Here is a 13,981-nt window from a genome sequence, read left to right on the forward strand (position 1 = left end):
GCTGCCCGAAAATAAAAAAGGGGACCCGAGGTCCCCTTAAATTCGTTTCCGACCAGTTTACTGGCACTGCAAAGCCGGTCCCGCTTTATACAAATACTGAATGAAATATGTGATATCCAGTATGTTGACATTGCCGTCGCCGTTGATATCGGCCTTTTCCATAGGAATCGGGGCAAAACCACTCTTATACAAATAGTTTATTATGTATAATATGTCGAGCAGATTTATTGAACCGTTACCATTGGCGTCGCCGCACAAATATTCGGCGCTGACCGTCAAATCGACATATTCGCCCATATAACCCGCCGTGGCTGCCTGCGACAGGATCGGCCGGTTTCCGGTATATACAATTTCAATTAGATTAATCGGTCCAGCCGGAATCACCGCCGAAGCTGAATCGGGAAATGGCCGTAATTTAGTTATTAAAATATTAAGGATACCATTTTCGGCAATGTAGCCGACATCCATATTCCCTATCTCCGGGGAGACCTCGATTGAATAGCCATTATAGCCATCCAAATCGGGGGCCGAAAAGCTGAAGAAAATACCGCCGACCGAATCTTCGAAATCGGCACTGATCATAATTGATGAGTCGGTTTGAAGCAGGTTTAAGGTACCAGCGAAATCGTACAAATTGATTTTGGCCGGTGACGGGTAGGGCAGGGCTTCACCCTCGATTATCCTGATCAGAAAAACGATATCATTGACCGTGAGCGGCAGGCCGTCGGCATTGACATCGGTGGCGGCTGTCTGGGCATCAATATTAATTGTAAAGGCCTGCAAGCCGTACAGGAAATAATTGGTAAAGACAACATAATCGGCGATTTCATAGGCAATGCCGTTAAGATTAACATCACCCCTGGCGTCGGTACTCGGATCGCAGAAAATTTCAATTCCTCCATTGTAGAAATCTATAAATCGTACCGGATTGACGGGATTGATAAAGCACTCGCTCGGTGATCCAAAGAAAGTCGGAAACATCGCATTGGTATCGCTGATTTCGGTTCCGAACACATTATAGATTTGATTCGAAAGAGCAAGAACATTACCATCGTTTAAAGCGATAGCGTTATCCCCGCAATCCATCCAGAAGAAACTTACCGGAATAAACGTGCACTCGTACTGGTCGTCATTGGTGACCGAAAAATTCAGACCGAACAACTTGGTTCCATCCGGAATATCCTGATTAGTAGGAACGTGGGCATTATTTATGTCGTAAACGCCAACGACACGGACCAGGCCCGAAGGACAGCCATATCCGCAACCGGCCGCAGTATCGGAACGCCAACTGAAATACTCCCATCCGTCAGGATCATTGAATGCCGGGCCCGGGGAAACATCCAGGAGAGTCAGGACCGATGTTTCGTAACCAATAAGCAAGTCAAATCCATCCATCAATTCTGAACCGGAATTCTTGAGTACCGGCACTTCCGCCTGTGTCCCGATCCAGACGAAATGAGCCCAGCCGATTTCAATCGCAAATGGAACGGCTTCACCCTGAGGGCAGTCTATCTCCACAAAACCGTTATATAAATCAATAAATCTGGTAGAACTTTTCGGCTGCTCGGGGACAACGCATTCATTCGGCGCCCCGGAGTAAGTTGGAAATTCGGAAAGAGTATCTGTTATCTCGACATTCTCAGGATCATAGACATGATCCGAGACATAAAGGACCGTTCCGGCGGTATTGGAAATGGTATTGTCGCCGCAATCGAACCAGAAAAATCGAAGAGGGAAAAGATGGCACTCAAGGGAGCTGTCCGGAGTGACTGTAAAATTAAGCGTAAACAGAACGGTGCCATCGGGGACAGACTGGTTAGTCGGAATGCTGTCATTGGGCAGATCATACAGCCCGATGACACGCAGCCAGCCCGGCGGTATTCCGGCGGCACTGTCGCCGGTTAATTCATGGCGATAGCTGAAATATTCCCAGCCGCCCGGGGTGGTAAAAATCGGCCCCGGCGTGACATCGACAAAATCGAGTCCAAGAGTATCATACCGGATGACCAGATCAAAACCGGCCATATCGATGGAGCCGGTCTCCTTGATAACAGGAATCGATATCGCTGAGCCAAACGGGGCGCCCGAAAGCGTATCGATTCTGATCTGATAAGGGATTTGGGCATCGGCGCTGTTGGTACTGCCCAAAATCAGCAAAAATATTGCAAAGGCCGCAAGGCAGATGGGCCTCGCAGAGGTGGGTTTAAAGGACATAGAATCCTCCATTCAGAGTGAAACTGAGGTGAATTTTAATCCCTTAGCAGTATTTTAGATAGGACGACCTTAATATCAAAAAATATTAGCAGGTTCGATCTGTTATCAATTTGACAATAATAATATACAGGCCCATCCCATTTATGTCAAGATATATATTACTTTAATTGCAGTTGGGTTCGGCTCCCGACTTATATATATAATTGATCAAGTATGTAATATCCAGGATGTTGACATCTCCGGAGCTGTTGACATCGGCCGTACTCACCGGCATCGGCTCCGGGCCTGATTTATATATATAATTTATCATATATGTTACATCAAGAAGATTACAGTTGCTGTCTGCATTAGGGTCGCCGCAAAGATAAACCATCAAAGATATTAACTGCTCATCAAAACTGTATTGATCGGAGACTTTGACCGTGAAATCAACCGCTGTCGGCGAGGCCGGGGCGTTGCCGATTAATGAATCGCCAACCACATTGAGCCATCCGGGGTAGCCGGTATATTCGATCGTGCCGGAGGTATCATCAATGTCTTCAAATTCCGGGCAATAGCGGATATTCTCATTTATCTGGTACAATAATGAATCCCCGGATAAAATATTCGGCGGCATATTGACCCTGAACTGATGCGCCAACGGGGCGCCTATAAACGGATGAGTTTCCACCCGGCCCGAATTGTCGGCTGCCTGGATATAATATGACACGACTGTCCCCGGACGCTGCGCCGGGATAAAAGCATAAAAAGAGTCAGGATTAGCGGTCGGGTTAAGCATCGCGGTGGAAAACGTCGGGCTCTTGGTGCGATAAAATACTTTCAACGAATCGGAGATCAATCCCTGATTCGAATAATCAATTATTTTCACATCGATCCGATAATCATTGATCGTGTCACCGACCACATAAAGCGGAACATGATCGACATATAGCATCTCCCGGTCGGGGACGCCCATCGCCCGGCAATGGATGGCATCATCATCCAGCCATGATCCGGTGAATCCCATGACCTCATAACCCGGCATGGCGTTTTCGTACGTCTTCAATGCGGTCGTGTCATAGGCATTGTTAAATATAGGTACGAAGACTTTATTTCCCAGAATTATCGAATTGGTATATGCGGTTCCATAGGGGCAATATACTCTGACAATGGTATAAGGCTGGCCCCAGGCGCTTATTTGCTGCGACAACAGTTCCGCACGGGCATCAAGCCAGGCATGATTATAGTCGCCTTCGGGAACATCCTTGATTAATATCGTGGTTGGATTCAGGAATTTGGCCCAGCAGTCGATATGATGAATCCCGCCCGACTCGATGTATTCCAGAACCGTGTAATCATTTCCAAGATAGGCGAGCATTATCGAATCGATTTGGGCGTGTGTTTTCCCGGGATTCTCATCATATACCAGCCTGGTTGACATCGACATGCCCAGCCCGTCGGACATATGGTTGCCGCCGGCAGTGATCAGGTCCATACCGTACACACTCATGCCCCATTCGGTTCCGATGGTCCACGGAATCTGATCATCGAGCGGCCGGGGCCGGTTGTAAATATGATCGACTATGGCCATTTCATTATTGCCGTCGAAAATGAACCAGGGGCCGTAATCGCGGGTCCAGATACTATTGGTCGAGGCAATTATAAACTGGGTGTTGGCCATATTGACGCCGCCCGCAGTATAGGCACTGATGGCCGAATTCATGTATGAAGTACTGGCCACCAGGGTTGTTACCATCAGGTCCTCGGACATCTCGGCGATAAGCTCGATTGAGATGCCCAGGGGCCAGCGTATAATGACCCCTTCCGACGGTTCCCATTCCGCACAGCTGCGCATCGGAGAGGGCGGGGGAGAAGTGCGAATAAAGCCTTTACCAATTTCATCCAGGCGGAGCATTTCTTCCGGGGTTAGTTCGATCGGAAGGAATTCTTCTTCGCCGCTGTCATTGGCAAAGCCGTTGAAGCCGAAGGTCATCAGGCCGATGACCAGCATGAGAATAAAATATTTTTGTGGCATAGTCTCTCTCTTCTTTGCCTCGCCTTACATAGGGCAATCGGGTGGCGGGCCGCTCTTGTACAGGTAACTTAAAAGGTGCGTTATATCCAGAATATTGACATTTCCCGAACTATTGACATCGGCCGACTCGACCGGTTCCGGCGAAGGTCCGGATTTGTACAAATAACTTATAAGAAATGACGCATCCAGCAGGTTGACGCCTTCGTCACCGTTGGCATCGCCGCAAACATAGGGCGGTTCGATGACATAGGTTTTTACAGGATCCGAAAACAGGCTCCACTGATTATCGGCATCTTTGGCTCTGACCTTATAATAATATTCCCCTTCCGGTTTATCAGAGAACGAATAGAGAGTATCGGTGATGTCCGATGAAACCAGCATCATGCTTTCATATCCATCGAGCGGGCATATCTCATCGATATAGAATCCTTCCTCTGACACATAGCTGTCGGTCCGGTAAGTAAATCGGAGATATATCTGCTGCCCGGTAAATGCGCCCAGGCTGAAGAGTCCCTGCACCCATCCGCTCGAAATGCCGGTAATGCCGAAGCCAAGATTATAGCCGTAAGGGTCATTATTCGTCGAAATATTACCTTCAATGGGATTAAAGGAGATACCATCGGTTGATACTTCGACATAGGCATAATCCCAATCACTTTCAATATCATAATAGATCCAGAATTTCAGGGTGTCATTATTCGCGACCGTAACCGGCGACAAAGTCTGGATATATCGGTTGAAATTGTTGCCGGAGCCTGAATAGAAACTGGTCGGCGGTGTATGATACCTGCTTCCGCCGACCACGAAACCATTCGTTGACCAGCTTTCAAGATTGTCCGCCGAATCTACTACACCATGGATTTTATTTTGCATTTCCATCAATTCAAAAGATACGGGTGGATTAAGGGTGTCCTCAATATGCCATGAGACATTATAAGAAATTGCGACCACCGTGTCCGGCACATACGGAACAGGAGTAATCGGAGGCAGGAGTTGATAGACATTGCCGGCGGTACGGGCAAAGAATATATTGGGCTGAAGGTTTTCGCCGACCAACTGAGGAATTCTTTCCACCGGCGGCCAGAAATAGTCATCAGAATTACCTACCTCCAGTGTCATTGCGAAATTTTTATTTTTTAGTGTTTGCTCGCCGTAACCCCAATCATCGGAGCCGCCGTTGACCGGATACAGCAGTTCCCATGAGGTCCCCGGGGCATAGCCGTTAAAGGTAGCGGCACTGTCACCCAGGGCGGCAAAAATGTCCTGATCGGGCGTATAAAATTCATCGTATGACCATGGCTGCAATATGAGATTGCCGTGTGCATGGTAATAAATTGTCATGGTAAAATCACGGGAGCTGATAAAGTCGCGCATATTCTGTGTCTCCGGTTCGGAAAAAGGGGCGCTGCCGCGATATGTCGGGTCGCTTGAATAGGGCGAGGAACCTTCGTTATCATAACCCCATTCGTACCCGAAATTGCGATTGAGATCAACACCATAAGTACCGTTGCCGTTATTGCGCCGGTTCTTGCGCCACATTCCGCCGCCATCAGGCTCGATCACCTCATTATAATAGTAGCCGTCAGGATTGACGAGCGGGATGAACCACATTTCGCGGTTATCGACAAGAAAGGCGGCTTCGGGGTCGGTCTTGTAATTATTGGTGAGAAAATCCATGAAATAAAAGAGAACTTCGGGAGTAATAACTTCCCGACAGTGAATAGCCGCGGTGAAAAGTATTTCGGGTTCATCCTCGTCAATTTCGGGATTGTCGGAAATTTTGACGGCCCACATATCGCGCCCTTCGATGGTCTGCCCGATACTTACTTTTTGGGAGACAATAGCCGGGTGAGCGAGGATTATTCCATCCAGATAGCTGTTGATTTCATCAAGTGTCTTGTAACCCCCCATATCCTTGCCTTTAGGCAACCGCGACTGTAGAAAGGCCGTAATGTCGTCGTAAATAACCTCGATGCCGAAACCGAGCGCTTTGATCCGGTCGAGCTGCTGCTGATCGGTGATGATCTCAATGAAATCATCACCGCGGCTGACAATATCGGGCGCCAGTTGCAGGAGGCGGGGCAGGTTGTCTTTGGCGTCTATAATTACTTTTGCCTGTATATACTTAAGATCAGCGGCGGCTGGATTATGACTCATTAAAATCAAAAGAAACGGCAGAAAAAGCAGGATTTTATTCAATGACATGGTACTCCTTTTAATCGGCGAGTATTTCTCTTAAATATACCAAAAATTGTCTTTTAAGCAAGCTCATAATTGGGCAGGAATTCGGCGGTTATTAATAAAAAAGGGACGGTTTATACCGTCCCTTCTTTTCAGTTTCTATTCGGATCTTACGGGCAGTTAGGAACCGGGCCGCTCTTATAGAGATAATTTATAAGATAAGAGATATCCAGGATATTGATTGAAGCGGAATTATTCACATCACCTGATGCCTCGGGATCCGGAGCAGGGCCGCTCTTATACAGGTAATTGATCAGGAAAGTAACATCCAGGATATTTACGGCGCCATTACCGTTGGCATCGCCGCATATCCATTCGCAGGCATCGCCGATTCCATCAAGATCGGTATCTTCCTGCAATGGATTATAAACGAATTCGCAATTATCGCAGACATCGCCGACGCCGTCAACGTCACCATCGGCCTGATCAATATTGCTGACCGTGGGGCAATTATCGCAGGCATTGCCATACGGATCAGCATCCGAATTGGCCTGATTGGTGTTGGGCGTGCTGATACAGTTATCGCACAGGTCACCGACATTATCAGCGTCGATATCGGACTGGTCGTGGTTGATTACAGTCGGGCAGTTGTCGCAGGCATCACCGAACGTGTCGCCGTCGGTATCGGCCTGAGTCGGATTGGTCACGGTCGGGCAGTTGTCGCAGGCATCACCGAATGCATCGCCGTCGCTGTTGATCTGCGTCGGATTATAGGTGGCGGGGCAGTTATCGCTGGGATCCGGAATTCCATCGCCATCGCTGTCAGGAAAATCATAAATCTGCAGTTCTTTGATATCGACAAAAATCACGTCGCCTTTGACGGCATTCATATATTCATAAGTTATCTTTACTGAAAAGCCGTCGGATTCGGCAATATCAACCGATCTGTATTCGGCGTATGCCAATTGATCCGGATCATTAAGCATGATCGGAGGATCCCAGGTCAGACCGACATCTCTCGATAAAGTATAGTAAAGAGTGTCCCTGCGAATATAGGTTACGATATAGGTGCTGTCGTCGATATCGCGAATCCGCGGGAAGCGTTCATCAGACTCAGTGTCGGCCAGGGCCAATAATGTAATATCGGAAGTAGTCAGATCCCCGCCGATTACCGTTCCGACCACGATATCGATATCGGATGTATCGGTGGCATTGGCTTCGAAATATTCGCAGACGACAACATCATTGCCGCCGGTCGCAGAAACATCGGGGTAACGCAGGCTCGAAGTATCTCCACCGTTGAGATCCCAGGCGCCTTCCATTGCCCCGCCCCAGTCGGCGTAACTGTCCTGCCAGTAAAGCAGCATCCAGGTATTGGAACTGTCATTAAGGTAGTCGTAGACCATATAAGCATTAAGATTGGACGGATCGATATCGATCGCCGTGGTGGCCGCACCATTGGCCAGCCAGCCGTGCATACTTACCCAAAGACTGCCGGTTCCACCGATAGAATCGGGATGAATGGCCAGCGGAATGTTAAGATAACCGCTCGACTGCAGGGTCATAATGAAGGAAATCATGCCAAATTGAAAATCGGCCAAGCCGTCGTTGGCGACTATATCGGTCATTTTGATATTGGACCAGCCATTCGTACTCCAGTTGAACGAGCCTCCCAGATAACTCGATGGCTCGGCAACATCGGGCGCTTCCATATAAAATAATGCCGCGCCATTGTTTTGCTGCGGTCCGACGACCAGGGTACCGAAGAAACGGGTACTGTCGCCCCAGTAACTGGTCGCAGGATAATTACCCGACTTACCGGTCAGATTCCAGGATACGGCATCGCTCCAGGAGGCGCCGTCATCGCGGGAACCCATCCAATAAAGATTCGAATCATATTCGTTGAACTCGAAGGCATGGAAGAGCATGCTATTGTTGCCGTCGGACAGCGCCGGATGCAACTGAGTCGTATCGACCGGCGGCCAAGCCTGAATATCAAGAACATAATTGCCGGACTGGCCCCCAAAGCCGTCAATAATAAAATAATATGTGTTTCCGCCGACCAGATCCATTCCCCAGACGGCACCATGATAAGGATCGGTACAGGAATCAGAATACTGGTTGCATTGCAATGCGTTTAAGGTATCCGACGCCGCATAAATAATCAGTTTGGTCCAGTAGGATGAGGCGCAGGTGGAAACATCGACTCGTTCGGAGACAGCCGGAGTATAAGAGTAAACAACATCCGGGGATGAAGAAGTCGTCGGACAGCTTGCGTCATAATTATTGGTGTACCCGGCGGTCGTTCCATTATCGAGATAAGGCAGGCCGGTAATGACGGTGGCCGTCGCAATGACGTCTCCGCCCTGCATGCTGGTGGCAAAGACAGGTGTCCCGCTCTTGTCAACCGGCATCGATATAGTCGGTTGGACCAATTCGACATCGGTATCAATCGGGGCTATCTTTTGCAGGTCGACCCTGGGGACGGCCTGAAGCTTATCGGCACGCCATGAAATGTTTTTGGCGGTTGTATTCAAACAAAGGAGAGACAGTATCATTATTACTGCCAGAAATACTTTCGTGCTTCTCTTCATAGTAGATCCTCTCTCTTACATGAATGTTTGTGTTCATTCTTGGTCATTTTTCAAATCATAATAATCCATCATTGATGAATGGATTAAATTACCCGGCTTTTGAGAATGACGCAACTATCCCATGCGAACTCCTCCCATGTTTTGTTAGCATTTATGCCAAAATTACTTATTTTCAGTCCTTTCCATATAAGGTCGTAATTTTTCGGCATATTATTAGCTTTTGCAGAAAAAAATAGTTTGTGCATATTTACCACTTACCGTGCCATTAAAAAAATAAAGCGTCTGCATAACCAAGTTGTCAATTCTGTCAGACCGCGAACGCTCCATTGAAAGCCGAAAAAAGGGCTCCAAAGTAGGTATATAGTATGGCTTGCTCGGCTTTTGGCAGAATCTAAAGTCAGTAACCCTAGCTTACTTCAAATATGCCATTTTTTTTCGTTTCGTCAAGTCTAAAATGCCATCTTTTAATAAGTTATTACAGCCATTAAAGACAATTTGTTTCAATGCTGTCAATAACGAAGCTGCCTTCCCGCAAGTGCTTTCTGTTAAATAGGTGATAGCAACTCGCTTTTCTTGCAAAATTTTGCCGATATTTGAAGGGAGTTATAAAGACGCCAATGAAGCTTCAAACCGATTCTTCATCATCGCCTGAAGACAAATCTGCGGATTGAAATAATCTGGTCGTTTTTTCAACAGGGTCAATGCTCGGAATCTCTTTATGGCTGTCGGCTTCCAGCTCTACGAACCTGCGAGCAGAAACCAAAACCCTTGTCTCAAGGGATCCTACCGCCCTGTTATAGGCCTCGATCGATTTATCCAGTCCCTTTCCAACCGCCCCAAAATGTTCGGCCAGGGTCCTTATACGGTCGTAAAGTTCCTTGCCGAGGTTACTGATGGCCTGAGCGCTTTCGGCGATTTTCTCCTGCCGCCAGCCATAGGCCACCGCCCGAAGTAAGGCGATTAAGGTAGTCGGAGTAGCCAGGATAACCCGTTCCTTGACCCCGATTTCGATCAGGCTGGGATCACATTCCAGGGCCGCACTGAAGAAGCTTTCACCGGGAAGAAACATGACCACAAACTCGGGCGAAGAATCAAACTGGTCCCAATAGGCTTTGGTGCTTAATTTGGAAATATGCTGTCTGACCTGTGCCGCATGTTCCTGAAGCCGGGAGCGTCTTAAATCCACATCCTTTTCATCAAGCGAACTAAGGTAGGCCATTAATGGCGTTTTGGCGTCGATTACGACCGTCTTCTCGCCCGGCAGATGAACAATAACATCGGGTCGAAGCCTTCCGTCAGCGGTCGTGACCGAAGTCTGCTCCTCAAAATCACAATACTGGAGCATCCCCGCCATTTCAACCACTCTTCTTAATTGAATTTCACCCCAGCGTCCGCGAACGGTTGGCGCCCGAAGGGCGGTCACGAGGTTATTTGTTTCCTGACGCAGTTTGTCCTCAGTCTGAATCAATGATCTTACCTGCTCGGTGAGTCCCTGGTATGCCCCTTCGCGGGCCTTTTCAAGCGCGGTTATCTGGTTTTTAACATTATCCAGCGACTCTTTGATCGGCTTTACCATACCCTCAATCGACTGTTGGCGTTTTTCGAGATCGCCTTTGGCTTCGCTTTGATATTTCTCCAGTGTTGTCCTGGCCAGTTCCAGGAAGGATTGATTGTTGCTTTTGAGAGCGGCCGAGGAAAGTGAATCAAAAGCATCCGACAGCTTTTTCTCTGCTTTCTCAAGCAGCTCTATTTTCTCTTTGGATGACTCTTCCTGGTGCTTGAGCGAAGTCTCCAGGCGGGCTTTATCCGACTTGATATCCGATATCTCACTCATGCGATTTTCCAGATTTTGCCTGGTTTCCTGCAGTTCCTTTTCAGTCTGGATCAGGCGGGAATCAAGAGCGGACCGTGCCGATCTTCCGGAAAACCATATTGTTCCACCGGCCAGCAAAGCACCGGCGAAAAGCGCAATTATTACTGTAAAAATATCCATTTAATCCTGACTTTAGTTCGAATCGGCCTTAGCTAAAATAGAAAATAAATCGTCCGATAGCAAGCCCCGACTTCGGATACTTTTAATGTCTTTCAGGCAATAAAAAAGACCGTCCTGACTGCCCTTACTATATTTCTATTACATTCCCAATTGCCAATAAAGAAAACTGTCCTCATCGGTTGATTCCTTGACCCATTTGCTAACCGGCTGCCCACCCGAATGACCCATCTTGGTATCATAAAGCAGGAGGATGGGGCTCTCGGCGCCTTTTTTAGCCTGAAGGAGAGCGGTCATTTTTCTCGCATGAAGCGGTGCCACTCTGGTGTCGGAATCTCCGGTGATAAACATGACAGACGGATATTTCGATTTTTCATCGACATTATGATAAGGCGAGTATTTGTATATAAAATCAAATTGCCCGGAACTATCGGCGGTGCCATACTCGGATACCCAGTACTTGCCCATCAGAAACTTGTCATAGCGAAGCATATCGAGAAGGGGATAAGTACAAATAACAACCCGGCAAAGATCCGGCCGCTGATTCATCACCGCTCCCACTAACAGGCCGCCGTTGCTGCCGCCCTTGATCGCCAGTTTATCCCGATTTGTATAACCATTATTGATCAGCCATTCAGCCGCCGCAATAAAATCATCAAAACTATTCTGCTTTTTATCCAGCATGGCGGCTTCGTGCCATTCCTCCCCGAACTCACCGCCGCCCCTGATAGCCGGTTCGGCATAGACCCCGCCATTTTCGGCGAAGACAATCGCCTGATAGTTCAGGCTCGGGGTCGCATTTGCGCGAAAACCGCCGTATCCGTATAGAAGTGTCGGGTTCATTCCATTTAATTTGATACCTTTGCGATAGACCAGGAACATCGGGATTTTTGTCCCGTCTTTAGATGTATACCAGACCTGCTTAACCTCGAAATTGTCAGAATTGACCGGATTATTGCGTCTGAACCAGACTGTTTGTTCTCCGGTCTGAATATCAAGATGATAAATAGTCGCCGGAATATGATAAGATGAGAAATTAAAAAAGGCATGATTGCTTTCCCAGTTACCATATATGCTGCTCACCGAGCCGAGTGCGGGGAAAGAGATTTCTCCGAGGCCTTTTCCATTTATATCGAATATCTTCACTTTTGAGACAACATTCTCGAGATAATTTACAAATATCTTTCCTCCGGCCGCGGAAAATTCCTCTATAACGGATTCTGCCTGGGGGATAATTTCTCGCCAATTTTCGCGGGCCGGATTTCGCAGATCAATGGCAATTATTCGTCCATTGGGCGCTTCCCAATTAGTCTTAAGCAGCATAATATCATCGGCCATCCGATCCTCAAAATATGCCGCAATGCCCTGAGTCAGCGGTTTTATTTCTTCACTTCCGGTTAAGTCCCGGTAGAAATATTCGTTATTGCCCGCAGAGCCATGAAAGACGGTAATAATAAGATATTTGCCGTTGGGCGAGACCTGGCAGCCAACCCCGCTTTCGGGATCGAACTGCTCGCCGAAAACGGCTCTGTCTTCAGTCAGGTCAGTTCCCATCTTATGATAATAGATATGCGAGCCGTCTTCTTCCCGAGGCGAATAAAATATGCCCTGTTCGTCCGCTGTCATCGAAAAGCCGAAATATACCGCCTCCGGAAATGAATCAGGCAATTCCGCGCCCGTATTGACATTCAATAATTTGACAGAAGTTTCATCCTTGCCGCCTCGACGGATGCCATAGGCGAGAATTTCACCATCATTCGAAAAATCAACGATACTTATGCTTGACAACAGGTCCGGGTCAATGACCGCAGGATCGACCAAAAGTCTGTCTTCACCGTTTAATCCGTCACGCATGAAGAGTGAATATTGATCCTGGTCGGCGGCCCTTTTGTACATGAAAAACCGATTATTTTTCTCATGTGGCGTACTGACATAGTCGGTTTTGATTAATTCCGCCAGCCTTTTTGATATTTCCTCACGATATGGCAAAGATTCTACAATTGACTGAGTATATTCATTTTGGGCCTTAATCCACTCCCTGGTTTCCGGGCTGTTGATATCCTCCAGCCAGCGATAGGGATCTTCAATAACCACGCCATGCAATGTATCGACCGCTATATTTGTGTCCGTCACGGGTGGTGGAGGGAATGACTGCTCTCCATAAACAACTGCCGCAAAAAGGCCGAAAAGAATAACAGCCAAATAGAAATGTGGTGATTTTCGGGCAATGATAAACATACTTCTGTTTCCTTCCTGAAATAATAATTGACTGTGTAATATATAATGAAATTGTCGAATTGGCGGTAGAGATTTTAATAAAAATAGTGAATCGTTATTGATTCCGGCCCATTTTCAAAATCAATGGAAAGACTTAATAAAAAATAGTGGGATAAAAAAGCCGGGGATGGAGGTGGCGGCTCCATCCCCGGCTGTTATTGTTGTAATCGTTTCGTTATTGGCAGTTGTATGGCGGACCATCCTTATAGATGTAGTTAATCATGTAACTGACATCAAGAATGGAAATCCCGCCCGATCCGTCAACATTGGCGCTCGCCACTGGCTCCGGAGCCGGTCCCTGCCGATAGATGTAACTGATCACGAAGGTGATATCAAGCAGATTGGTCAGTCCGTCGCCGTTGGCATCGCCGCAGACCCAGGTGATCTCGGTCGTGAAGCTGCGGCAGGCGCACCAGTCGCTCCAGCCGGCCGCATTCTGCGCCCGAACTCGCCAGAAGAAGGTCACACCCTCGTCAAGACCGGTTATCTGCCACTGCGAAAGACCCAGGCTCGTATCCGTCACGAGCGCATCAAAGGCATCCGTAACATCAACCTGAACCTCATACTGTGTCACCGTCGAAACATCGTCCCAGTCAAGCATCACCGGTTGAGCGACGTCGGTCGCGCCGTTATCCGGCGAGGTTAGATTCGGCGCCGGCGGCGGCATCAGTGAACCCTGGACCGTCATCAGAACCGGTACCGCCAGTTCCG

7 protein-coding genes are annotated in these 13,981 nt (G+C 47.9%); all 7 read right to left on the bottom strand.

Annotated features, from left to right (window positions below; genetic code table 11):
- Positions 1-57: 57 nt before the first annotated feature.
- Positions 58-2,214 carry a hypothetical protein gene (locus tag CVT49_04250; GenBank protein ID PKK84348.1) on the bottom strand — a complete coding sequence of 719 codons (2,157 nt, stop codon included), beginning with the start codon at positions 2,212-2,214 and terminating at the stop codon, positions 58-60.
- Positions 2,215-2,377: 163 nt separating this feature from the next.
- Entirely contained in the window at positions 2,378-4,228 is a 1,851-nt protein-coding gene (locus tag CVT49_04255; protein ID PKK84349.1) for a hypothetical protein, read from the bottom strand.
- A gap of 24 nt (positions 4,229-4,252) precedes the next feature.
- Positions 4,253-6,433: a hypothetical protein gene (locus tag CVT49_04260; protein PKK84350.1), complete on the bottom strand. Its 2,181-nt coding sequence runs from the start codon at positions 6,431-6,433 to the stop codon at positions 4,253-4,255.
- A gap of 146 nt (positions 6,434-6,579) precedes the next feature.
- Positions 6,580-7,395, bottom strand: a complete 816-nt coding sequence (locus tag CVT49_04265; protein PKK84358.1) for a hypothetical protein — start codon at positions 7,393-7,395, stop codon at positions 6,580-6,582.
- Positions 7,396-9,628: 2,233 nt separating this feature from the next.
- Positions 9,629-10,996 carry a DNA recombination protein RmuC gene (locus tag CVT49_04270; protein PKK84351.1) on the bottom strand — a complete coding sequence of 456 codons (1,368 nt, stop codon included), beginning with the start codon at positions 10,994-10,996 and terminating at the stop codon, positions 9,629-9,631.
- A gap of 138 nt (positions 10,997-11,134) precedes the next feature.
- Complete coding sequence (locus CVT49_04275; GenBank protein PKK84352.1) at positions 11,135-13,231, bottom strand: S9 family peptidase; 2,097 nt, start codon at positions 13,229-13,231, stop codon at positions 11,135-11,137.
- Between the two features lie 214 nt (positions 13,232-13,445).
- On the bottom strand, positions 13,446-13,981 hold a 536-nt coding region (locus tag CVT49_04280; GenBank protein PKK84353.1), incomplete at its 5' end, for a hypothetical protein.

The organism is candidate division Zixibacteria bacterium HGW-Zixibacteria-1 (assembly GCA_002838945.1).
In the GTDB taxonomy this organism is placed as follows: Bacteria; Zixibacteria; MSB-5A5; order GN15; family PGXB01; genus PGXB01.

Bases quoted from the DNA above. Each gene is read 5' to 3' on its own strand.
- CVT49_04250 (PKK84348.1), bottom strand. From the start codon at position 2,214: ATGTCCTTTAAACCCACCTCTGCGAGGCCCATCTGCCTTGCGGCCTTT.
- CVT49_04255 (PKK84349.1), bottom strand. From the start codon at position 4,228: ATGCCACAAAAATATTTTATTCTCATGCTGGTCATCGGCCTGATGACC.
- CVT49_04260 (PKK84350.1), bottom strand. From the start codon at position 6,433: ATGTCATTGAATAAAATCCTGCTTTTTCTGCCGTTTCTTTTGATTTTA.
- CVT49_04265 (PKK84358.1), bottom strand. From the start codon at position 7,395: ATGCTTAATGATCCGGATCAATTGGCATACGCCGAATACAGATCGGTT.
- CVT49_04270 (PKK84351.1), bottom strand. From the start codon at position 10,996: ATGGATATTTTTACAGTAATAATTGCGCTTTTCGCCGGTGCTTTGCTG.
- CVT49_04275 (PKK84352.1), bottom strand. From the start codon at position 13,231: ATGTTTATCATTGCCCGAAAATCACCACATTTCTATTTGGCTGTTATT.